This window comes from Halorientalis sp. LT38, assembly GCF_037031225.1.
Classification (GTDB): domain Archaea; phylum Halobacteriota; class Halobacteria; order Halobacteriales; family Haloarculaceae; genus Halorientalis; species Halorientalis halophila.
This window is the reverse complement of record NZ_JAYEZN010000001.1, coordinates 3,446,826-3,468,700: the sequence shown is the minus strand read 5'-3', so window position 1 is coordinate 3,468,700 and position 21,875 is coordinate 3,446,826. Positions and strand designations below refer to the sequence as shown.

General features: G+C 68.9%; 24 protein-coding genes. 12 read left to right on the top strand and 12 right to left on the bottom strand.

From position 1 onward, the window contains the following. Positions 1 to 336: 336 nt before the first annotated feature. A complete protein-coding gene (locus tag U5918_RS17975) occupies positions 337 to 1,134 on the top strand; it encodes an enoyl-CoA hydratase/isomerase family protein (RefSeq protein WP_336003258.1) in 798 nt (265 codons plus the stop codon). Positions 1,135 to 1,144: 10 nt separating this feature from the next. On the opposite strand, the gene U5918_RS17970 is transcribed toward U5918_RS17975, so the two are convergent. Beyond that, on the bottom strand, positions 1,145 to 1,387 hold the full coding sequence (locus tag U5918_RS17970; protein WP_336003257.1) for a CDGSH iron-sulfur domain-containing protein: 243 nt from the start codon (positions 1,385 to 1,387) through the stop codon (positions 1,145 to 1,147). Positions 1,388 to 1,477: 90 nt separating this feature from the next. On the opposite strand from U5918_RS17970, the gene U5918_RS17965 reads away from it, so the two are divergent. Beyond that, positions 1,478 to 3,109: a potassium channel family protein gene (locus tag U5918_RS17965; RefSeq protein ID WP_336003256.1), complete on the top strand. Its 1,632-nt coding sequence runs from the start codon at positions 1,478 to 1,480 to the stop codon at positions 3,107 to 3,109. Here U5918_RS17965 and U5918_RS17960 read toward each other — a convergent pair. After that, positions 3,106 to 3,957 carry a DUF7537 family lipoprotein gene (locus tag U5918_RS17960; RefSeq protein WP_336003255.1) on the bottom strand — a complete coding sequence of 284 codons (852 nt, stop codon included), beginning with the start codon at positions 3,955 to 3,957 and terminating at the stop codon, positions 3,106 to 3,108. The two genes, U5918_RS17965 and U5918_RS17960, sit on opposite strands and share 4 nt — an antisense overlap. A gap of 139 nt (positions 3,958 to 4,096) precedes the next feature. Then, positions 4,097 to 4,708 (bottom strand): DUF998 domain-containing protein, encoded by a 612-nt coding sequence (locus U5918_RS17955; protein ID WP_336003254.1) that lies wholly within the window; start codon positions 4,706 to 4,708, stop codon positions 4,097 to 4,099. Positions 4,709 to 4,824: 116 nt separating this feature from the next. On the opposite strand from U5918_RS17955, the gene U5918_RS17950 reads away from it, so the two are divergent. Together U5918_RS17950 and U5918_RS17945 are read left to right on the top strand one after the other, a co-directional pair. Then, a complete protein-coding gene (locus tag U5918_RS17950) occupies positions 4,825 to 5,376 on the top strand; it encodes a TlpA family protein disulfide reductase (RefSeq protein ID WP_336003253.1) in 552 nt (183 codons plus the stop codon). Then, positions 5,373 to 6,086, top strand: a complete 714-nt coding sequence (locus U5918_RS17945) for a cytochrome c biogenesis CcdA family protein (RefSeq protein WP_336003251.1) — start codon at positions 5,373 to 5,375, stop codon at positions 6,084 to 6,086. The genes U5918_RS17950 and U5918_RS17945 overlap by 4 nt, the downstream gene beginning before the upstream one ends. Positions 6,087 to 6,106: 20 nt before the next feature. Here U5918_RS17945 and U5918_RS17940 read toward each other — a convergent pair whose 3' ends face one another. Together U5918_RS17940 and U5918_RS17935 are read right to left on the bottom strand one after the other, a co-directional pair. After that, the gene (locus U5918_RS17940) at positions 6,107 to 6,253 is read right to left on the bottom strand and encodes a hypothetical protein (protein ID WP_336003250.1); all 147 of its coding nucleotides are present in this window, start codon (positions 6,251 to 6,253) and stop codon (positions 6,107 to 6,109) included. Between the two features lie 159 nt (positions 6,254 to 6,412). Beyond that, positions 6,413 to 8,548 carry an AAA family ATPase gene (locus tag U5918_RS17935; protein WP_336003248.1) on the bottom strand — a complete coding sequence of 712 codons (2,136 nt, stop codon included), beginning with the start codon at positions 8,546 to 8,548 and terminating at the stop codon, positions 6,413 to 6,415. Between the two features lie 76 nt (positions 8,549 to 8,624). Between U5918_RS17935 and U5918_RS17930 the strand changes: the two genes are divergently transcribed. Continuing rightward, on the top strand, positions 8,625 to 8,759 hold the full coding sequence (locus U5918_RS17930) for a DUF7128 family protein (protein WP_336003247.1): 135 nt from the start codon (positions 8,625 to 8,627) through the stop codon (positions 8,757 to 8,759). 75 nt (positions 8,760 to 8,834) lie between these two features. Further along, positions 8,835 to 10,745: a DEAD/DEAH box helicase gene (locus U5918_RS17925; RefSeq protein WP_418771354.1), complete on the top strand. Its 1,911-nt coding sequence runs from the start codon at positions 8,835 to 8,837 to the stop codon at positions 10,743 to 10,745. Between the two features lie 49 nt (positions 10,746 to 10,794). Here U5918_RS17925 and U5918_RS17920 read toward each other — a convergent pair whose 3' ends face one another. Next, the gene (locus tag U5918_RS17920; protein ID WP_336003245.1) at positions 10,795 to 11,034 is read right to left on the bottom strand and encodes a DUF8015 family protein; all 240 of its coding nucleotides are present in this window, start codon (positions 11,032 to 11,034) and stop codon (positions 10,795 to 10,797) included. Between the two features lie 201 nt (positions 11,035 to 11,235). Here U5918_RS17920 and U5918_RS17915 point away from each other — a divergent pair, with 201 nt between their 5' ends. Continuing rightward, on the top strand, positions 11,236 to 11,439 hold the full coding sequence (locus U5918_RS17915) for a hypothetical protein (protein ID WP_336003243.1): 204 nt from the start codon (positions 11,236 to 11,238) through the stop codon (positions 11,437 to 11,439). Here the strand turns inward: U5918_RS17915 and U5918_RS17910 are convergent. The 5 genes from U5918_RS17910 to U5918_RS17890 form a co-directional block, all read right to left on the bottom strand. Beyond that, the gene (locus U5918_RS17910; protein WP_336003241.1) at positions 11,436 to 13,193 is read right to left on the bottom strand and encodes a MutS-related protein; all 1,758 of its coding nucleotides are present in this window, start codon (positions 13,191 to 13,193) and stop codon (positions 11,436 to 11,438) included. The two genes, U5918_RS17915 and U5918_RS17910, sit on opposite strands and share 4 nt — an antisense overlap. A gap of 73 nt (positions 13,194 to 13,266) precedes the next feature. Then, positions 13,267 to 13,821 carry a hypothetical protein gene (locus U5918_RS17905; RefSeq protein WP_336003239.1) on the bottom strand — a complete coding sequence of 185 codons (555 nt, stop codon included), beginning with the start codon at positions 13,819 to 13,821 and terminating at the stop codon, positions 13,267 to 13,269. Positions 13,822 to 13,938: 117 nt separating this feature from the next. Next, on the bottom strand, positions 13,939 to 14,418 hold the full coding sequence (locus U5918_RS17900; protein WP_336003237.1) for an SRPBCC family protein: 480 nt from the start codon (positions 14,416 to 14,418) through the stop codon (positions 13,939 to 13,941). Between the two features lie 72 nt (positions 14,419 to 14,490). Next, positions 14,491 to 15,750, bottom strand: a complete 1,260-nt coding sequence (locus U5918_RS17895; protein ID WP_336003235.1) for a Glu/Leu/Phe/Val family dehydrogenase — start codon at positions 15,748 to 15,750, stop codon at positions 14,491 to 14,493. Positions 15,751 to 15,834: 84 nt separating this feature from the next. Further along, positions 15,835 to 16,686 (bottom strand): HpcH/HpaI aldolase/citrate lyase family protein, encoded by an 852-nt coding sequence (locus U5918_RS17890; protein WP_336003233.1) that lies wholly within the window; start codon positions 16,684 to 16,686, stop codon positions 15,835 to 15,837. A gap of 83 nt (positions 16,687 to 16,769) precedes the next feature. Here U5918_RS17890 and U5918_RS17885 point away from each other — a divergent pair, with 83 nt between their 5' ends. The 3 genes from U5918_RS17885 (at position 16,770) to U5918_RS17875 (ending at position 18,525) form a co-directional block, all read left to right on the top strand. Then, positions 16,770 to 17,225, top strand: coding sequence for a MaoC family dehydratase (locus tag U5918_RS17885; protein WP_336003231.1), 456 nt, complete (start codon positions 16,770 to 16,772; stop codon positions 17,223 to 17,225). 131 nt (positions 17,226 to 17,356) lie between these two features. Beyond that, positions 17,357 to 18,088, top strand: coding sequence for a CAP domain-containing protein (locus tag U5918_RS17880; protein WP_336003229.1), 732 nt, complete (start codon positions 17,357 to 17,359; stop codon positions 18,086 to 18,088). 179 nt (positions 18,089 to 18,267) lie between these two features. Next, positions 18,268 to 18,525: a helix-turn-helix domain-containing protein gene (locus U5918_RS17875; protein ID WP_336003228.1), complete on the top strand. Its 258-nt coding sequence runs from the start codon at positions 18,268 to 18,270 to the stop codon at positions 18,523 to 18,525. A 69-nt stretch (positions 18,526 to 18,594) separates the two neighbouring features. Here U5918_RS17875 and coxB read toward each other — a convergent pair whose 3' ends face one another. Further along, a complete protein-coding gene (coxB, locus tag U5918_RS17870) occupies positions 18,595 to 19,521 on the bottom strand; it encodes a cytochrome c oxidase subunit II (protein ID WP_418771373.1) in 927 nt (308 codons plus the stop codon). A 213-nt stretch (positions 19,522 to 19,734) separates the two neighbouring features. Between coxB and cyoE the strand changes: the two genes are divergently transcribed. Then, positions 19,735 to 21,156 carry a heme o synthase gene (gene cyoE, locus U5918_RS17865; protein ID WP_336003227.1) on the top strand — a complete coding sequence of 474 codons (1,422 nt, stop codon included), beginning with the start codon at positions 19,735 to 19,737 and terminating at the stop codon, positions 21,154 to 21,156. Then, positions 21,153 to 21,839 carry a DUF7546 family protein gene (locus tag U5918_RS17860; RefSeq protein ID WP_336003226.1) on the top strand — a complete coding sequence of 229 codons (687 nt, stop codon included), beginning with the start codon at positions 21,153 to 21,155 and terminating at the stop codon, positions 21,837 to 21,839. Before cyoE ends, U5918_RS17860 begins: the two co-directional genes overlap by 4 nt. Positions 21,840 to 21,875 lie beyond the last annotated feature (36 nt).

Sequence of the window (21,875 nt, the reverse complement as noted above, 5' to 3'; positions counted from 1 at the left end):
CCGGTGGGAGCCGTGAGCCGCGAGGCGTGAGCGGAGCGAACGCCTCGATGTGGGCGACCGGTGACCGGTGGGAGCCGTGAGCCGCGAGGCGTGAGCGGAGCGAACGCCTCGATGTGGGCGACCGGTGACCGGTGGGAGCCGTGAGCCGCGAGGCGTGAGCGGAGCGAACGCCTCGATGTGGGCGACCGGTGGCCGGTGGGAGCCGTGAGCCGCGGGCGCGACCGAAGGGAGAGCCGCCCGAGCGACTTCAAGACCCCCACATCCGACGCTAAAGGGTTAGGCGGGAGGTCCGCCACTACTTCGCCAAGTGAGCCATTGGCTCACGGGGGATCACCAATGACAGCGATCGACGACGACTTCGAGACCATTCGCATCGAGACGCCGGGCGAGTACGTCGGCCAGCTCGTCCTGGACCGCCCGGAGGACATGAACACCGTCAGCGCCCAGATGCTGGAGGAACTCGACGAGGCGGTCGACGTCCTCGAGGACCACGAGGAGGTGCGAACCATCTACATCACGGGCGAGGGCGAGAAGGCCTTCTCCGCGGGGGCGGACGTCTCCTCCAACGGCGCGATGTCCAACCGCGAGGGCGTCGAGCACTCCCGGTACGGCCAGCGCGTGTTCGGGAAGTTCCGCCAGAGCGACCTGCCGGTCGTGGCCGGCATCGACGGCTACGCGCTGGGCGGCGGCCTCGAACTGTCGATGTGCGCCGACCTGCGCGTCGCCAGCGAGTCCTCGGAGATGGGGCTGCCCGAGCACAACCTGGGCCTGCTGCCGGGCTGGGGCGGCACCCAGCGCCTCCAGCGCCTGATCGGCGAGAGCGCGGCCAAGTACGTCGTCTTCACCGCCGAGCGCATCTCGGCCGAGCGGATGCACGAACTCGGCTTCGTCCACGAGGTCTACGAGGACGACGAGTTCGAGGAGAAGGCCCTCGAGTTCGCGCAGAACGTCGCCGGCGGCCCGCCGATCGCCCAGAAGTACACCAAACGCGCCATGCGCGAGGGCTGGGACAGCATGGAGGCCGGCCTCGAACTCGAAGCGTCCGGGTTCGGCCACCTGCTCGACACCGAGGACCTCAGCGAGGGGATCACCGCCTTCGTCACCGACCAGGAGCCCGAGTTCGAGGGCAAGTAGCGAGCGATCCCTACGCCGACTCGTCTTCGAAGACCAGTTCTGCGATCACGTGGCGCTGTTTCTCGTCGTCGTCACCGTCGTACTTGTACAGTACGTCGTCGTCCTCGTCGGCCGTGGCCTGGTGTGAGCCGTCGCAGAAGGGGTACTCGCCGGACAGGCCGCACATGCAGATGGCGATGTCGCCCTTCTCGCCGATGTCGTTCTCGTCGACGATCTCCGGCCCGGTCGCCTCGTGCGTGATTTCGCGTGCCATGCGATAGCAATGGTCCCGGGCGGGAAAAGGCCTCCGCGGGGCGAATGGTCAGAAATGGTAAGTCGGGGGTGGCCCTTGAACCCGATAGCGATGGATACGTGGCAACGCCGGACGGGGTACTACGTGCTCGCGCTCGGCGGGATCATGCTGGGGTACGCGCTGCTGTATCACTGGGCGATGGCCACCTTCGAGGGGATCGATCGGGGCTTCCTCCGCTCGGTCCAGATCGTCGTCGAGACCTTCACCACGACCGGGTTCGGTTCGGACTCCTCGTCGTGGGACTCCTGGCAGTCTCTCTTGCTCGTCATCGTCATGGACCTCACTGGTGTCGTCCTCATCTTTCTCGCCCTGCCGGTCCTGCTGTTTCCCCTGTTCGAGGAGACGATCTCGACGACGCCCCCGACAGAGGTCGAGGAGGTCGAAGACCACGTCCTCATCTGTTCGTACTCGGCGCGGATCCGGATGCTCATCGACGAACTCGACGTGCTCGACGTGCCGTACGTGGTCGTCGAACCGGACCGGGACCGCGCGGTGGAACTGATCGAGTCGAACGTCGAAGTCGTCCACGGCGATCCCGAGTCGACGGCGACGCTCGAAGGGGCACACCTCGAGTCCGCCCGGGCGCTGGTCGCCGACGTCGACGACTCCACGAACGCGAGCATCGTCCTCACCGCCAAGGCTACCGATCCCTCTGTCCCCTGTCTCACCTTCGTCGAGGACCCGGACATCGCGTCCTACCACCGCTACGCGGGGGCGGACCACGTCTTCTCGCCGCGGCATCTCATCGGCGAGAGCCTCGCGAACAAGGTGACGACCGGCATCAGCACGGAGGTCGGCGACGCCGTCGAGATCGGCGAGGACTTCGAGATCGTCGAACTCCCGGTGCTCGCGGGCAGCGAACTGGTCGGCGAGACGATCGCGGAGAGCGGCATCCGCGAGCGGACCGGCGCCAACGTGATCGGCGCCTGGTTCCGCGGCGAGTTCGTCAGCCCGCCGTCACCGGACGCCCGGATCGACGAGCAGACCATCCTGCTGGTCGCCGGTCACGAGCGCCAGCTCGGCATCCTGAAGGAGATGACGCTCTCGGAGAAACGCCGCCGCAAACGGGGCGAGGTCATCGTCTGCGGCCACGGCGAAGTCGGGTCGACGGTCAGAGAGCGGATGGTCGAGGACGGCGTCCCCTGCACGACGGTCGACGTCGACGAGGGCGAGCACGTCGACATCGTTGGCGACGTGACCGAGAAGTCGGTCCTGCGGGACGCGGGTATCGACGACGCCAGCACGATCATCCTCGCGCTGGCCTCGGACACGATGACCATCTTCGCGACGCTCGTGGTCCGGGACCTCAACCCGGAGATCGAGATCATCGCCCGCGCGGACGAGACCGAAAGCGTGCGAAAGCTCTACCAGGCCGGTGCCGACTACGTGCTCGCGCTGGCGACCGTCAGCGGCCGGATGCTGGCATCGACGATCTTCGAAGAGGACGTCATCTCCTACGACAAACAGGTGGAGGTCGTCAGGTTCGAGGCGAGATCGCTCGCCGGTCGAACCCTCACCGGCGCGGACATCAGAGCCGAGACGGGCTGTACGGTAATCGCGGTGGAGCGCGAGGGGGAGGTCATCACGGACCTCGATCCCGACTTCCGGATCGAGCCGGGCGACGACGTGATCGTCGCCGGTCCCGACGAGAACATCACCGCCTTCGCCGCCCGCTACGACTAGACGTTCCCCGTCCAGTCGGGTCGCTCGACGCTCGTCTCACCGACGTCCGTAAAGGAGACGTGGACGCCGAAGCCGGAGGAGAACCCGCCGTTACCGCCCGACGTGGCCCTGTAGTGGGCCTCGTGGATCAGCCCGTCCGAGTCGACCAGTAGCGTGCCCTCGACGTCGCTCGAGACGTCGGTGTCACCGGCGAACGCGCCGCCGGAGTCGGTATCGTTGCCGACGTTCAGGACCGCGCCCGGGGTCGTCGAGGCGTTCACCAGTTCGTACCGGACGAGTTCGGTGCCGTCGCGCGTGACGACGCCGGTCGCGTTGTACGTCGCCGGACCGATGATCGAGGCCAGGATCGTGCGACCGGTGAAGCTCTCGGGCGTCCCCTCGGTGAAGCCGGCGTCGACCGACGTCTCGGAGGTGCCGTACTCGACGCCGGCGTCGCCCTCGACCCGGTAGGCCTGCACGTCAGGCGAGAGGTACGACTCGAAGGAGTCACCCGACTCGCCCGTGACGGTGGTCAACGTCTCGTTACTCGCCGCCTCGTGGGCGATGGTGAACGTCGGCCCGACGCGCTCGGACATGAAGCTGATACTGACGTTGCCCTCGAGGGTAACGTTCGACCCCGACAGCGTCGCCTCGTGTTCGTCGAGCAACGTCGAGACGTTCTCGATGCCCGACGGACTCGCGCCGGCGGGATAGGCGAAGGAACTGACCGTCGCCGTCTCCGACTCGACCGCCTGGTCGTCGGAATCGGCCGCCGTCTCCGTCCCCGGCCCGCCGAAGGGGCCGGCCGAACACCCCGCCAGGGCGACGAGCGCCGCCACCGCCACCGCCGTGAGAACTCGCGTTCGCATGTTCCCCTATCGACAATCAGGTTTTGTAAACGTATCGCTCACGTTATCTTTGACGATACCCACCGTTGGTGTATTCCTCGTCGGCGGAAAAGGAAGGGAGGACGGCACCGCGGACGAGCCGGTTCCTGGCCGACGCCGGTCACTGACGGAGTCGCGGGCGAGCGCGAACGAAAATCGCCGTGCCGACGAGCCAGGCCGCGAGGGCTGCGGCGCCGACGATCTCGGGCAGGGCAATTCCCGGGCGCACGAACTCGCCGGTGAGGCCCCAGACGGTCCAGACCGCTGCGTTCAGGCCGCCGAGGCCGATCGTCGCGCCCCCGCGAGTCCGGTCGCCGGCGAGCAGGTTGCCCGCACCGTAGGTCCACATCGCGAGCGAGAGCGCGACGAAGAAGGCGACGGCGACGACGAAGTGCACGGGTCGCGGCGTCGGGAACACGCCGATCAGGACCATCGAAGCCGCCGTGAGGCCGAACAGGCCGATTCCGGTCAGTTCGACGCGGTTCCGGGCCGCCCGCAACAGCGCGTACCCGAAGCCGAGCGAGACGAGGCCGCCGCCGATCAGCCCGCCGTTGAACGTCAGCCGGGTCAGCTCCGTCGCGACGGGGCCGCTCGCCGCACCCAGTTCCGACAGCGCGTGTTCGGTCCAGGCGAACCGCGGCGAGGCGACCGTCGCGAAGAGGACACCGCACATCGACAGCACCGGCGCCACGAGGCCCGCCCAGACGCTCAGCCGGTCGACCGTGTCGGTCATGGATCGGTGGTTCCGGCGGCCCCCACTCAACGGGTTCGGTTTCGTTCGGGCCGTGAGCTGTCGGGACCCGGCGCCATGACGCGCCTTTTTTCTACGCGCAGGTCCGAGCGTCGGGTATGCGCGGGTACGACCGTCGGGCGTTCCTCGCCGCGGGCGCAGCGGCGGTGACGGCCCTGAGCGGTTGCACGCAGGTCCCGGGGACGGGCGGTGGGCCAGAGTCCGGAACCGGGACGGGCGGGAGCGAGGATGCACCGACGGAACTGGAGACGCTCGACGTGGGCGGCTCCAGCGGCGAGACGGTCCCGGTCGTCTCCGAGGGGACGGTGACGCTGCTCGATTTCTTCGCGACCTACTGCGCCCCCTGCAAGCCACAGATGGACGAACTCCGCACCGTCCGGTCGTCGCTGCCGGACGTCCACATGCTGTCGATCACCTGGGAAACCGAGCCCGAGACGGTGCGATCGTTCTGGCGGGAGTACGACGGGACGTGGCCCGTCGCGATGGAACCGGACATGGAGACGGGGCCGGCCTTCGGGGTCGACGGCCTCCCGACGATGCTCGTGCTGGACGCCGAGGGGGTCGAGACCTGGCGACACCGAGCGCGTCCCGGCTCCGAGATCGCGAAGGCCGACCGGATCGAAGCGGAACTGGAGGCGGCCCGGCAGTGACGGAGCTGGGGGCGCTCCGACTCGGCTACGCGTTCACCCTCGGCGTCGGTACCTTCTTCGCACCCTGTGCGTTCCCCCTGTTACCGGGATACGTCGCCTACTACCTCGGCACGTCCGGCGACGAGAGTGCATCGGGATCGCTCCCGTCCCGGCTCGGCCGCGCGGCCGTCGTCGGACTGCTCGCGAGCCTCGGGTTCGCGCTGGTGTACGGGACGCTCGGACTGCTGCTGGCGACGGTCGGGCCCGCGGCGCTCGCGAACGTCGCGACCCTCGAACTGGTCGTCGGAGTGGCGCTGGTGGTCGTCGGCGGCGCGATGGCGCTGGGCCGGCTCCGCGCCTCGACGCTGCACGTCCCGCTCCCCGAGCGCCGGCGCTCGGCGTTCGGCTACCTGCTGTTCGGCGTCGTCTACGCCGCGGCCGCGGCCGGTTGTACCGCGCCGCTGTTCCTGGGCGTGGCCGGCGCAGCGGTGACGGCGGGCCCCGTCGCGACGGTCGCGACGCTCGGCGCGTACGCCGCGGGCATGAGCGTCCTGATGATCGGCGTCACGACGGCGACGGCCCTCGGACGGGACACCTTGCTCCGACGGCTCGCCGCGGAGACCGATCGGATCACGCGCCTCGCGGGCGTCGTCGTCATGCTGGCCGGGCTGTATCAGCTCTATTACTTCCTGTTCGTCTTCGACGGGCTGGCGACGCTCGGACTTGCGTAGAAACGGAACTCTCGGGACGTTCAGTGCTGGTCGGTTTCCGAGTCGAACAGCCCCCTGATCGGCACCTCGTTATCGGTCGCGAAGGTCAGCGGGGCGGCGTCCGTCTCCCGGGTCCGCTCGGTCGGTGGTTCGAGGCGTGTCGTCTCCGGCTGCGTGGATGTACTCATTGGTTGGATTTCCGCGGCGCGTTCTGCGAACGATACCGTGACGCGTCAGTCGAGAAGCGAACAGCGTACGCGTACGAGCGGTATCATCGTGACAGCTACACGTAGTCGCCGGTATGTAATGAATGTTCCTGTTGAACTCGGCGAGTGAGAACCGATTGCTCAGTCCGGTCGGTCGGTCGCCGCCAGCGCGGCCTCGAAGTGGCCCGGGCCGATCTCGACCTCGTCGGCGCGCTCGGTGGCCTCGGCGGGGCCGTGTTCGCCGGCGAACGCCCGGATGGCGCGCATCGACGCGTCCCGGACCAGCGCGTCCAGTTCCGCCCCGGAGAAGCCCTCGGTCTCGGCGGCCAGATCGTCGAGGGCCACGTCGTCGGTCAGCGGCTTGCCGCGGGTGTGGACCGCCAGGATCTCCCGCCGCGCGGCCTCGTCGGGAGTCGGAACCGCAACGTGCTCCTCGAGTCGGCCGGGCCGCAAGAGGGCGGGATCGAGCGCCTCCCGGCGGTTGGTCGCCGCGAGGACGACCAGGTTGGGGTTCTCGGCCAGTCCGTCGAGTTCGGTCAGCAGTTGCGAGACGACACGCTCGGTCGCCTCGTTCGTCTCGCCGCGCCGCCCCGCGATGGCGTCGATCTCGTCGAAGAAGACGATCGAGGGGGCGGCCTGTCGGGCCCTGTCGAACACCTCCCGCACCGCCTTCTCGCTCTCGCCGACGTACTTGTCGAGCAGTTCCGGCCCCGCGACGTGGACGAAGTTCACGTCGCTCTCGCCGGCCAGCGCTCGCGCGAGCAGTGTCTTCCCGGTCCCCGGCGGCCCGTACAGCAACACGCCCGACGGGGGATCCGTCTCGGTCGCCTCGAACAGTTCGGTGTAGGAGAGCGGCCACTCGACGGCCTCGATCAGCCGGTCTTTCACCTCGTCGAGTCCGCCCACGTCCTCGAAGGAGACGCCCGGCGATTCGGCGACGTACTCCCGCATGGCCGAGGGATCGACGGCGGCCAGCGCCGCCTCGAAGTCCTCACGGGTGACCTCGGGTTCCTCGCGAGTGCGTCGCAACGCCGACATCGCGGCCTCGGTCACCAGCGATCCGAGGTCCGCGCCGACGAAACCGTGGGTGCGGGCCGCCATCCGGTCGAGGTCCACGTCCTCGGAGAGTGGCATCCCCCGCGTGTGGACGTCGAGGATCTCGCGTCGGCCCGTCTCGTCGGGGACGCCGATCTCGATCTCGCGGTCGAAGCGCCCGCCCCGCCGTAGCGCGGGGTCGAGGGTGTCGACGCGGTTGGTCGCGCCGATGACGACGACGCGGCCGCGGTCCTCCAGCCCGTCGAGCAGGGTCAGGAGCTGGGCGACCACGCGATTTTCCATGTCGGCGTCGTCGTCGCGCTGGCCGGCGATGGAGTCGATCTCGTCGACGAAGAGGATCGCCGGCGCGTTCGCTTCGGCCTCCTCGAAGGCCTCCCGGAGCCGCTCCTCGCTCTCGCCCTTGTACTTCGAGACGACTTCCGGGCCGGAGATGGTCTGGAAGTGCGCGTCGACCTCGTTCGCTACGGCGCGGGCGATGAGCGTCTTGCCCGTGCCCGGCGGCCCGTAAAGCAGGACGCCCCGGGGCGGGTCGACGCCGAGCCGGCGGAACAGGTCCGGCTCCGACAGCGGGAGTTCGATCATCTCCCGGACGACGTCCAGTTCCTCGTCGAGCCCGCCGATGTCCTCGTAGGTCGTTCCGAGGTCCCCGCCGGCGGTCTCGCCCGCCTCGCTTGCCGGCTCGACCGACCGGTCGCGCCCGCCCTCTGCGCCCGCCCGTCCGTCGTCGAGGTCGAGGTCGATCCCGTGCAGGACGGTGACGTCGGTGGCTTCGACGACCCGGACGGGGCCCTCGGGGTCGGTCAGCGAGACGACCACGACGCCGACGCCGTCGACGTGGACCCGTTCGCCCTCGCGGATCGGGCGGTCCAGCAGTCCGTCGGCGACGAGCGTCTCCGCGTCCGCGTCGTCGGGCAGCGACTTCGTCGGGCGGACGGAGACGAGGTTCGCGTCGGTGAGCGACGTCGTCGCCACGGTGACGGTCTCGCCGACGTTGACGCCGGCGTTCGCGCGGGTGTCGGCGTCGATGCGGACCACGTCGCCGTCCTCGTCGGTGGGCCAGACCTTCGCGACCGTCTCGCGCTCGCCGCGGACCACGACGGGGTCGCCGCTGAGCACGCCCAGCCGTCGCCGCGCCGGTTCGGGGAGCCGCGCCACCCCGCGGCCGGCGTCGCGCTTGTCGGCGCCGGCGACCGTGAGCTCGACGCCGTGCTCGCCACTCATGGGCGGCCGTAGTCGCCCCACCGCCTTCAGGGTTCCCCGGAGAAACGCATATGTCGCCGGACGTTCGATTCGACACATGGTCGTGCAAACGCAGCGCGACGAGGTCACCTGGTACAAGTGCGAGGAGTGCGGGCTCATGTTCGACGACGAGTCGGACGCCCGCCAGCACGAGGCCGACTGCGACGGGGAGGGGCCCTCCTACATCCAGTGAGCGGCCATGGGGCACGCTTTCTCGCGCGCCACCGGGACGTAAGCCGTTTGTCCGTCCGTCGTCTACACCTGTTCAGTGACCGACAGCGACGATAACGAGGGGGCAGAGTCCGGCGAGGGGGACACGACGCCGACTGACGAGGACGCGGCGACCGACGTGGAGGACACCGCGGTCGAGGACGGACCGCTCGACGCCGAGGCGTTCGCCGACGTGGTCCAGGACGTGGGCCGGCCGGTCGTCACCGCCAGCCGCGTCGCCCAGGCGCTCGACTGGACACAGGACGAAGCCAGCGCCGCGCTGGATCGACTCGCCGAGGAGCGCGCCGTCGACCGCCTGGACGTCTCGGCCGACCCGGTCGTCTGGTACCCGACCGACTGGTCGCGGCTCGTCGAGCGCGAGCGGGTGATCCTCTTCCCCGCGCGCCGACAGATCGTCGTCGACCACCCGACGCAGTTCACCCGGGCGCAGCTCTCGCAGTTCGCCCACCTCGTCGACACGACCCACCGCGGCGGCTACCTCTACGAGATCCGCCGCGAGGACGTCTGGGGCGCCCCCTACGAGGAGTTCGAGGCACTGCTGGGGACCGTCAGAGACGTGCTGCCCGAGCGCTCGCCGGAACTGGAGGAGTGGATCGAGGACCAGTGGAAGCGCGCCCACCGCTTCACCCTCCGGACCCACGAGGAGGGCTACGTGGTCCTCGAAGCGGCCTCCGACTCGCTGATGGGCAACGTCGCCCGGGAGAAACTCGACGACGGGCAGTTGCGGGCGGCCATCTCCGACACCGAGAGCTGGGTCGCCGAGGAGCGCGTGGCCGAGGTCAAGCGAATTCTCTACGAGGCGGGCTACCCCGTCCAGGACGAACGCGACCTCGACACCGGGGAGGCCCTCGATCTGGAGCTGAATCTCGACCTCAGAGACTACCAGCACGAGTGGGTGAGCCAGTTCATGGAGACCAAGTCCGGCGTGCTGGTGGGGCCACCGGGAGCCGGGAAGACCGTCGCGGCGCTGGGCATCCTCGAACGCGTCGGCGGCGAGACGCTGATCCTCGTCCCCAGCCGGGAACTCGCCGGCCAGTGGCGCGAGGAGATCCTCGCGCGGACGACCCTCACCGAGGACCAGGTCGGCGAGTACCACGGCGGCGAGAAGACCGTCGCGCCTGTGACCATCGCCACCTACCAGACCGCCGGCATGGACCGCCACCGGCAGCTATTCGACAGCCGCGAGTGGGGGCTGGTGATCTACGACGAGGTCCACCACATCCCCGCTGCGGTCCACCGCCGGAGCGCCGACCTGCAGACCAAACACCGCCTCGGGCTCTCCTCGACGCCCGTCCGCGAGGACGACAAGGAAGAGGAGATCTACACACTGATCGGCCCGCCCATCGGGACCGACTGGGACGCCCTGTTCGAGGCCGGCTTCGTCGCCGAACCGGAGGTCGAGATCCGGTACGTCCCCTGGGTCGACGACGACGCCCGGAACCAGTACGTCGGCTCGGAGGGCCACGAACGCCGGCAACTGGCGGCCTCGAACCCGGCCAAACGCGAGGAGGTCCGCCACATCCTCTCGCGTCACCCCGACAAGAAGGCCCTCGTCTTCGCCGACTACCTCGATCAGGGTCGGGAGCTCTCGGCCGACCTCGACGTCCCCTTCGTCAACGGCGAGATGCCCCACAGCCGCCGCGAGCGACTCCTCTCGGAGTTCCGCCGCGGCGACCGCGACACGCTGATCGTCTCCCGGGTCGGCGACGAGGGGATCGACCTCCCCGACGCGGAACTCGCCGTCGTCGCGTCGGGCCTCGGGGGGTCGCGCCGCCAGGGTGCCCAGCGCGCCGGTCGGACCATGCGGCCCGAAGGCCGGTCGCTGGTCTACGTTCTGGCGACGCGGGGCAGCAGAGAGGAAGACTTCGCCCAGCGGCGGATGCGCCACCTCTCTTCGAAGGGCGTCCGCGTCTCCGAGGCCGAAGCCGAGGCCGTCACCGACGAGTGACGGCGCCGGCGCTGACGAGGCGTCGCGTTTCGCGTGAGAGAACGATCGCTCACCCCGTCGGTCGGGTCGGCGGGTTGACGAACAGCGCGTCCAGAAGCGCCAGTCCGCCGACGCTCGACGCGCCGAGCAGGGCCGTCCGCATCGGGATCCCCAGGAAATGAGCCAGCACCACGCTCAGCAGGAACACCGCCGGAATGAGCGCGAGCACGAGGTCGTACCGTGTCAGCGTCCGCGGTGTCCGTGGTTGCTGGCCGGCACGAGCGGTCGTGATTTCGTCACTCCGGGTCATCGGTGTCACCTCCGTCACGCGTAACTACGCCGGAATTCCACTAAAATGTTACTCCGGTCCCATTCGCCAAACGAATTACAAACGGTATCGGCGGTTCAAACGATCCACTGTGAATAATACGAGAATGTGATCGAGCCGGCCCGCCGCTCACAGTCGTCGTGATTCGCAAGACACAGGAACCGTGACCGTCCACACCCGCCGATGGACGAAACCGACGGGCGACCCGCGGAGGGACAGCGGGTACAGACGCGCCTCGACGGGCAGACAGTCGCGGGAACGGTCGAGTCGGTCACGTACACGCCCAGGAAGGGACACCTGATCGCGAGAGTCTCGCTGGACGACCGCGCGCCGAGCGGCCAGTCGGCGGTCGCCGTCGCCGTCGAGGACCTCGAAACGGTCGACTAGTCGCTGGTCCACTCGGCGTCGGCCAGTGTCCGCTGGACGGCCTCCTGCCCGACAGCGGCGGCGAGCGTCTCGAACCCGGCGCGCTCGGCCCGGTCGTCGGCGTTGGCGACCAGTCGCGAGACGATGAACTCCGGCGTCGACTTCCCGACCGTGCCGAAGCGAGGCTGGTAGTCGACGGAGAGATCCAGGTCGGGGTCCAGCCCCTCCGCGAAGATGCCGTCGGTCCGGGCGGTGTCGGGGAGCGGTTCCAGGTCGTCGGCGAGGTGGGTGACGAACACGCCGAGCGCCCCCTCGTCGACGGTGAGCGTGACCAGGCCGTGGAGCAGGTCGGCGGCGCTGCCGGGTTCCGTGATCGCCTCGAACTCGTCGACGAGCATCAGCGTCCGGCCGCCGTCGGTCAGCGGCGGGACGACGGTCTGCAGCGTCGACTCGAGGACGCCGGCGTTGAAGCTGGCGTGGCGGCGGTGGAAGACGACCACGTCGACGACGTCGACCTCGGCGGCTTCAGCCGGGACGGGCAACCCCATCTGCGCGAGCAACTGGACCTGACAGAGCGTCTCCAGCAGCGTGGTCTTCCCCCCGCTGTTGGCCCCCGTGAGGACGGTCACGCGATCGCCGGTCGGCGGCGAGTCAGCAGTCGAAAAGTCGAGGTCGTGGTCGCCCACGGCGTAATCGACGGGCTGGACCGATCGGCTCGTGGCGGCGAGTTTCAGGTTCCGCGCCCCGGCGACGGCGATGGTCTCGCGGTCCTCGACGAAGACGGGCCGCGTGAGGTCGTAGGCGTCGGCGAAGCGAGCCAGCGAGACGTAGAAGGCGACGTCGTCCACGGCATCGACGGCGGCGTCGATCTCCTCGCGAGCGTCCTCCACGGCGCCCTCCAGGTCTGCGGTGATCTCGGCTTCCCGCTCCTCCATCGCCGTCCGGCGGTCGTCGGCCAGCGTCCGCAGCGTCTCGCCGACAAAGCCCGCCGCGTCGGTGGCCTCGTCGGGCAGCGACTCGCGGACCGCGGCCGTCGAGACGCCGGTCTCGTCGGTGACGTGCCGGCGGAAGGCCGCGCGGAACTCGTCGGCCCCGCGGGCGTTCCCCTGGACAGTTTCGACGACCTGACTCTGGTTGGCGGCGAGTTCGTCGACGGCGGCGTACTGGTCGCGCAGCTCGTCCAGTCGGTCGTCCGCGCCGCGGTCGACGCCGCCGTCGCCCAGCGCCGCGAGCGCGTCGGCCGCCTCGGCGAGCGCGTCCCGGTCGAGGTCGGCCACCCGGTCGAAGACGCCGCCGGTGACCCCCAGATCGAGGAGTTCGACGGCCGTCCGGACCGCGGATCGCTGCCCGCCCTCCACGCTGTCGTGCGCCTCGAAGGCGTCGACCACGGCCGCTCGATCGGACTCGGAGAGGCCCGTCCAGGCGTCGACGGCCGACAGGACGGTGTCCATGCGGTCGTCGATCGATTCGCGGTCGCGCAGCGGGGTCAGCACCCGGATGCGGTCCTCGGCGTGGCGGGTGACGGCGAACTCGCTCGCCAGGTCGAGGATGGTCTTGTACACCTCGCGCGTGTCGCGGGTGGCGAGGACGGCCATGCCCTCGCCGCCGCTTGCCCGTCGGAGGATGCGGGTCGCCCGACCACGGCTCAATCCGGCCGCCATCAGCGCCCGGCTGTCGGCGTTCTCGATGGCCTCGATGGCCGCCGCCTCGCCGATGCCCTCGACGAGCAGGTCCCGCGTCTTGGGCCCGACTCCCCAGTAGTCCTCGAGTCGCATACCGTCGGGCAGGCCCGGCCCGCTCTTAGTGGTTCGGAACTACGCTTGAGTGACCAGACGGGACGTCAGATAGTCACTCTGGGGCCGACCGACTTGCGTACAGATACATCGGGACACCGGCGACGATACTACCCAGGAACAAGAACCCGAAATAGTAGACAGCGAACATGGAACCCCACGGGACCCCGCGCAAGATCCACCTCCCGGCGGCGATACCGAACGGAAGCATGAGTGCGATCGCGACCAGCCGCCTCTCGTTCTGGTTCGTCGCGATACCGAGCGGTGAGAGGAAGGCGATAGTGAACGGAACGAGGACCAACGGCCGCCAGAGGACGAACGTGAGATCGATAATCGGCTCGTTCGGCCGAGCGGTTTTCACGTCGATCAGTCTGAGACAGACCGTGAGGAGGACAGACGCGATGGCGACGGCGATCGAGAACGCGAAGGGGATCGATCGCTCGTCTGTGAGCTCCCGATACAGGCCGAAGGCGGCCGCCGCCGTCGCGTAAACGGCCCCGATCCCGATCCACAGCGTGGCATGTTGCGGTGGGTTCGGGTGGACGACTCCGACGAGACCCACAGCGATCCCGAACGCGAAAACCGCGACCGTAACCGGTCTGTCGGACATGATATCGAGTTCACAATTCCGATAAAAGTGCTTTGTGGAGGGTCCCTGACGAAGCTTCTCCCCTCCTTGCGCCGCCGTGTGGAGCGTAGTATGAAACGGCGCCGAACGCCCCCCAACTTACTCCAGCAGTTCCCGCGTCTTCCGGTGGCGGAAGCGGAACATCGGCTCCAGGCCGACGACCGCCAGCGGCGACACGGCGCGGCCGATACCGCCCGGGGGAAGGGCGTACTCCACGTTGTCGCGGACCACCGTCCCGTCGCCGTCGGCGAAAAACGAGTGCGTGTGTTCCCACTCGGCGAAGGGCCCGTCTTCCATCGTGTCGCGGAACATCGCCGTTCCGTCCCCCTCCTCCCGGTCGACGATGACCGACGTCCAGCGCTGGCGCGGGCCGACCTCGAAGGGGCGGACCGACGACTCGATGCGGGCGCCCGCTTCCAGGATGTCCGGATCTGGGTCGCCGTCCGGCCCGGTGACGGACTCGACCTCGAGGTGCATCCAGTTCGGCGTGAGCGCTTCCAGCCCGGAGATCCGGGAGTGAAACTCCCAGACCTCGTCCAGTGGCGCGTCGACGCGGACGGATCGCTTGTACTGAGACACGGCGGTTCTAGGGCGGTGTGCAGTAAAACTCCGGCGCTCGCGGACAGCGTCGTCCCGGGGAAAACCCGAGAGCTATGGGAAGACGCCGGCCTCGTCGGCGGCGCGGGCGACCCGACGGATCGCGGTGACGTACGCCGCGGTCCGGTAGTTCGGCGCGTCCGTGGTCTCGTAGGTCTCGGTGAGCGTGTCGAAGGCGTTCGTGATCACGCGTTCGAGTTCCTCGTTGACACGCTGTTCCGTCCAGGCGAACCGCTGACGGTTCTGCACCCACTCGAAGTAGGAGACGGTGACGCCGCCGGCGTTCGCGAGGATGTCCGGAAACACGGCGACGTCCCGGTCGGTCAGCACGTCGTCGGCCCGGGGAGTCAGCGGTCCGTTCGCGGCCTCGACGACGATGTCCGCGCTGATCCGCTCGGCCAGTTCCCCGTCGATGGCGTTCTCGAGCGCCGCCGGGACGAGCAGGTCGACGTCCATCGTCAGCAGGTCCTCGTTGCCGAACTCCTCGACCGCGCCGGAAAAGCCCGACAGCGTGCCCGTGTCGACCTTGTGCTCCTTGGCGGCCGCCACGTCCAGGCCGTCGGGGTTGTGGATCGCGCCCCCCGAGTCCGAGAGCGCGACCACGTTCGCGCCGAGTTCCTCGTCGATCAGCCGGGCCGCGACAGAGCCGGCGTTCCCGAATCCCTGGACGGCCACCGTCGCGTCCGCGATGTCCTTCCCGAGGTATTCGAAGGCTTCCCGGGCGGTGAGCATCACGGAGCGGCCGGTGGCCTCGACGCGGCCCGCGCTTCCGCCGCTCGATGGCGCCTTGCCCGTGACCGTCCCCGGTGCGGTGGTGTTCTCGAGGGTCTCGTAGGTGTCCTTGATCCAGTTCATCTCCCGCTGGCCGGTGTTGACGTCCGGGGCGGGAATGTCCCGGTCCGGGCCGATCAGGGGGCGAAGCTCCGTGGCGTACGCACGGGTGAGTCGCTCGAGTTCGGCCGCCGAGTACTCGCGCGGGTCGACGACGATGCCGCCCTTGCCGCCGCCGTAGGGAATGTCGACGGTGGCGCACTTGTACACCATCCACCCGGAGAGGGCCTTCACCTCGTCGCGACTGACGTTCGGGTGATACCTGATTCCCCCTTTGTAGGGGCCGCGGTCGCCGTTGAACTGCGACCGGTAGGCGGTGAACAGTTCGATCGAACCGTCGTCCATCTCGACCGAGAGCGTGGTCTCGAGGACGCGTTCGGGCCGTTTCAGCCGTTCGAGCACGTCGGCGCCGACGTCGACGTATCCGGCGGCGTCGTCGATCTGCGCCTGGAGGCTCTCGAAGGGATTTACTTCCCCAGTCATGACCGTTCGGTCGGTCGTTCCGGTCTTAAGGCTAGTGGTGCAAGTGCAACCGGGCCGTTCTCCCGTCCGGAATCACCTCGTCCATCACCGCTTTCCCGCCGCCCGGGCGCGGTCGAGGACCTGTTCGGCCTGGGCGATCAGCGGGGCGTCGATCATCTCGTCGTCGACCCGGAACACGCCGCGGTCGTCGGCGTCGGCCGCCGCGGCGGCCTCGACGACGCGCTCGGCCCACGCGATCCGGTCGTCGCTCGGCGTGAACGCGTCGTTGATGATCGGGACCTGTGCTGGGTGGATCGCCATCTTCCCGTCGAAGCCGAGCTGGACGGTGAAGTCGGCCGCCGATTCGAGGCCCTCGGGGTCGTCGATGTCGACGTAAATCGTGTCGAGCGCGTCGACCCCGGCGGCCGCCGCCGCGAGCACAACGTGTTCGCGTGCGTGGAGCACCTCGATCCCCTCCTCGGTCCGGGTCGCGCCCACGTCGGCCGCCAGGTCTTCCGCGCCGATGGCGACGGCGTCCACCGGATCGGCCGCGGCGATCTCCTCGGCGTTGAGGACGCCCGCCGCCGACTCGATCAGCGCGATCACGGGCACGTCCAGCCCTCTCTCGGCAAGCAGGTCGGCGACCCGCCTGACACCCGCAGCGTCGCCGACTTTGGGGGCCATCACCGCGTCGATCGGCGGATCGTCCGCCAGGGCCGTCGCCACGTCGTCGGCCTCGACGGTCCCCGGCGGATTGACGCGCACCCACAGTTCGCAGTCTGGCTCCAGGTCGGAATCGGCGAGTGCCGCCGCGACGGTCTCGCGGGCGGCGGGTTTGCTGTCGGGGGCCACGGCGTCTTCGAGGTCGAAGACGACGGCGTCGGCCCCCGAGTTCGGTGCCTTCCGCAGCAGGTCGGGCTGATCGCCCGGGGAGAACAGGACGCTTCTGCGAGCCATATCCCCGGGTGTTCGCCCAGCGGTAAGTCCGTTCGGGGTCCGGCGGGGACACCGTTAATGGCCGGGCCCGCGACGTGGCGGGCATGTCCGGACTGTACTACGAGGAGTTCGAGGTCGGCGAGACCATCCGCCACGACAAGCGGCGGACCATCTCCGAGAGCGACAACCAGCGCTTCTGCGACATGACGATGAACCAGCAGCCCCTCCACCTCGACGGTGCGTTCGCGGCCGAGACCGACTTCGGCGAGCGCATCGTCAACGGCCTCTACACGATGAGCCTCGGCGTCGGACTCACGATCCCCGACACCACCGACGGCACCATCGTCGCGAACCTCTCCTACGACGACGTCGAACACCCCGCGCCGGTCTACCACGGCGACACGATCCGAGCCGAGTCGACGGTGACCGACAAGCGCGAGACGAGCGACGGCGAGCGCGGCGTCGTCACCATGGCCGTCGACGTCTACGTCGTGGGCGAGGACGAACGGCTCGTCTGCTCGTTCGAACGGACCGTCCTCTCGCTGAAGCGGCCCGAGTAACCGTCTCGATCGGGCCCCTGGGCGCCGTAACCAGCCGTTTCGGCCCACTCTCCCCGGGTCGAAACGGTCCGTTACGCGACGGTGGGTTCCACCCAAAGTTGATTTACTAGGTCGGTTATTAAACAGATAAGATGGTAAACAAAGCGGCGCTGTCGGTGCTCGGCGTCATCGTACTCGTCTCCATGGGCGTAGGCGTGCTCATCGGGATGCAGATAGGCGGCGGCGGCGCCGACATGGCTGGCGCGACGAGTCCGACCGCGGACGGCGGGGAGCAGGGCCAGAACGGCGGCGGCTCAGCCGACGATCCGACGACGGTTCCCGGCGGTGAAGTCGAGACGGTGCGGCCGCCGTCAGAGCGAACGACGATCGCCCCACGGCGGTTCTCGGCCGGTGAGATCCGCAACGAGATCAAGTCGCTGATCAACGAGCGGCGCGAGTCCCGGGGACTGTCCGCGTTGCGAGTCGACGGAAACGTCGTCGACCGGCTCGACGCGATGGCACACGGCCACAGCAACGAGATGGCCGACGAGGGGCGCGTCACCCACAACGTCGGCGGGAACACGAGCCGCCTCCGCTACGAGAACGCGGACCTGTTCGACACCTGCCAGTTCGAGTCCGACCCCGGTACGTACGTGGTCGACGCGCGGTACAACCGACTCGAACTGATCGGTCACGTCGTCGCGGGCCGGACCCACGACGGGAAGTTCCTCGACGACGAGTCCGACGTCGCGGCCGCCATCGTCTCGGACTGGCTTTCGGGGACCAGTCGCGATCGGCTCTTTTACGAGAACGCAGGCCGGATCGGCGCCGGCATCGAAGTGACGAGCAGCGGGGACGTCTACGCCACCGTGAACCTCTGCTGAGGCCCGCCGGTTCCCCGCCGCGTCACCGACCTTTTCTCTCCGTCGCCGACCGCGTCTCGTCCAGTCGATACCGCTTCTTCGCCGCGCCGTCACTGTAATCGGGGAGGGGATGACCGCCCGGCCGGCAAGACTTGCGACAGTGTTATGTGTGACCAATACACATACAGTAGCGACGAACGATGTCCGGACCCGACTGGCTGCGATCGGCCGACGAACGGATCCTCCACCAGCTCAGCGACCGGCGGCCGGACTACCTCGCGCTGGTCGCGAACCGGCTCGGGATGCACCTGGGCTACGTCGAGCGGCGCTGCGCCGTCCTCGTCGAACACGGGTTGATCGAGCCGGTCAGCGGCGAAGTCGTCTACCGGACGACCGAACGGGGTGAGCGAGTCCTCGCAGAGGGCACGGAGGGCGCGGACGCCGCGACTGGCGACTAGTCGCTCCTCCTGCGGGCTCGTCGGTCTCGTCACTGGTGACCTGCAACGAACCGAAAAGAGCCGTCTGCGTTACTCCTGTGCGCTGAACCACTGCGACGCCAGCCAGTCGTCGTACTCCGAATCCTCGACGACGTCCACGCTCCCGAGCATGCCGGAGTGACCGGTCCCGCAGTACTCCGCGCAGTAGAGCTGGTACTCGCCCGTCTCGGTGGCTTTCGTCGTGATGTAGTTGGACTGACCGGGCAGCGCGTCCGTCTTGAGGCCCAGTCCAGGGACGTGGAACGCGTGCAGCCAGTCGCGAGCCGTGACGTTCATGCGGACGTTCTGTTCCGCCGGCATGACCATCGTGGTCGTGGTATCGACGGTCGCGTCGTCGATGCTCGCGCCCTCGACGGCGGCGCCGGTCACGGTCACGTCCTGGAAGGTGACGTCGTTGCCCGTCTGGTTCTCGGCGCCGGTCACGGTCCCGTTGACGAGGGTCGCACTGTCCAGTGCGCCCCCGGAGGCACTGGTGACGGTGCCGCCGGTCACCTCGATTCCCTCTCCGGTGGTATTCTGGACGCTCGTCCCCGTGATGGTGACGTTCGAGAGCGTCACGTCGGTCGCGCTGGCGTCGTCGACGCTGACGTTCCGGTAGACGAACTGCCAGTTGTACTTCTGCCCGTACACTTCGATCTCTTCGGGTGCGCCCCCGTCGAGTTCGGCCTGCGAGGAGGCGCTGACGTAGGGGTTGCCGAGCACCTGGTAGGAGGCGACGCCGACGAACAGCAGGATGATCGCCGTCGCGACGGTCCAGGTGATCTCGAGTCGGCGGTTCTCCTGGGTCGGCTGGGCCTCGTCCGATTTCCGGAACTTCCAGACGGTGTAGATCAGGATCCCCTCGACGAGGACCGTGATCGGAACCGCCACGTAGATCAGGTTGTTGTTCAGCCCCCAGATCGCTGCCTCGGTCGTCGACGAGTCCGTCGACTGGGCGGCCGCGGGCTCGACCGCCATCAGCACCAGCGCGGCACCGAAAAGCGCCAACGCCCCGACGCGCTTGCGGTTTATCATTACGCGGGGGTTAGAATCTGGGCCATAAATAGCTGCTGTCTTCGCTCGGGAACGGCCCGCGTGTGCTGGTTTCCGACCCCTTAGGTCGGGAGCCGAATTCGTTCGGTCCGACCCAAAGCGGGGGGCATAAGTGCGGTCACGCCAAGGTTTCCGCTAGTGAGAGGAACAGCCGCGTTCCAGCGCCGTTCTCGCCCCCGTTTCGCCACGCTGTTGGCCGGATCGGCCGTCGGCGTCTACCTGCTGGTGGTCGTCGGCGCGACGGCGGCCATCGCCGACGCCGCCAGCGCCTGTTCGGCGTGGCCGGTGTGTCACCGTCCACCGACGCTATCCGAGCCCGCGCTCCTCGTGGCCTGGGGCCATCGACTCGCCGCGCTCCTCGTCGGGCTGCTCGTCGTCGCGACCACCGTGATCGGACTGCAGAGCGCGAGCGTCTCCCGCCGCGTCAAGGCGACGCTCGCGCTGGCGCTCGTACTCTTTCCCGTCCAGATCGCTCTGGGTGCGCAGGTGGCCGCGACCGGCGCCGCCGCGCCGTTCCCGACGACGCACCTGCTGGCCGGCATGGGCATCTTCGGGGCGCTGACGCTCGGTCTCGCCTGGCACCTCGAACCCCGAGACGCCGAGGAACCGGCCGCAGGGTCGGTCGATCCGACCCCGGCACCGGAGCCCGATCCGGAGGTCACCGAGCAGCCACCGATGCCATCGTCCCCGCTCGCGCGTGCGAGACACGTCGCGGGGGCCTACTTCCGGTTGATGAAACCCCGGCTGATGTGGTTGCTCTGTCTCGTCGCCTCGGCGGGGATGGCCCTCGCGGCCGGTCCCGCCCTGACCGTGCGCACGGTCGTATTGACGCTGAGCGGGGGCGTCCTCGCCATCGGCGCGAGCGGCACCTTCAACCACGTCATCGAGCGCGACAAGGACAAGAGAATGGATCGGACGAGCGACCGACCGGTCGCGACCCACCAGTTGCCCGTCCGGAACGCCGTCGCGTTCGGCCTGCTGCTCGCGGCCGCCTCCGTGGCCGTGTTCCTGCAGATCAACCCGCTCGCCGCCGCGCTCGGCCTCGCGGCCATCCTGTTCTACAGCGTGATCTACACGGTCGTGCTCAAGCCCAACACGGTCCAGAACACCGTGATCGGCGGCGCGGCCGGTGCGCTCCCGGCCCTGATCGGCTGGACCGCAGTGACGGGGCGGATCGGACTGCCAGCGCTCGCACTGGCCGGCCTCATCTTCGTCTGGACGCCCGCGCACTTCTACAACCTCGCGCTCGCGTACAAGGACGACTACGCCCGCGGCGGGTTCCCGATGATGCCCGTCGTCCGCGGTGAGGCGACCACGCGCAAACACATCATGCTGTGGCTGGGGACGACGCTGCTGGCCGCGGCCGGCCTCGCTGCCCTGACGGACCTGGGCTGGCTCTACGCCGCCACGACGACGGCGCTCGGCGCGGTCTTCCTCTGGGCCGTCGTCCGGCTCCACCGCGAGCGCGACGAGTCCGCGGCCTTCCGGGCGTTCCACGCGTCGAACGCCTACCTCGGGGCCGTCCTCCTGGCCATCGTGGTCGACGCGATCGTCGTATGAGTACCGACACACGGCGGTCGAGATGGGGCGATCGCCTCCGACCGGACACCGAGACGGTCCTGATCGCCGCCATGGTCGTCAACGCGGAACTGCTCCTGCTCGGCCTCTACTGGCTGGTCGGCGACACCACGCTGACGAGCATCTGGTCGCTCCAGTACTGGCTCTACCCGATGGTGTGGATCAACGTCGGGCTCCTGGCGATCGTCAAAACGACTCCCAGAGCCGCCGACGCTCGCGACCGCTGGCTCGCGACCGGACTCGCCGTCGGCTACTTCGGCATCCTCGCGTACGCTGGCGGGCTGGTCGGCCCGGCGGCCGGGATCGGGGAGTCGAGCCTGCGGCTGTCGATCCTCGGCCTGCCGCCGGGGTGGGGCCCCGCGCTGCTCTACAGCGGCGAGCGGATCGCGTTCGCGCTCATGCCGTTCAAACTGGTCGGGTACGCCGCGCTCACCTACCTCGTGTACGCGACGGTACTCGACGCGGCTGGCTCGGCGGTGACCGGTGTCCTGGGCCTGCTCTCCTGTGTCAGCTGTTCGTGGCCAGTGCTGGCCTCGCTCGCGACCGGCGTCCTCGGGAGCGGGAGCGCCGTCGCCACCGCGGTCTACAGCCAGTCATACGCGCTCTCGACGGTCGTATTCGTCGTCACGGTCGGCCTGCTGTACTGGCGGCCGTTCGGGCGGTGACGAACGCTTTTTCGGGCCGGGCCCGTACCGGCGCGC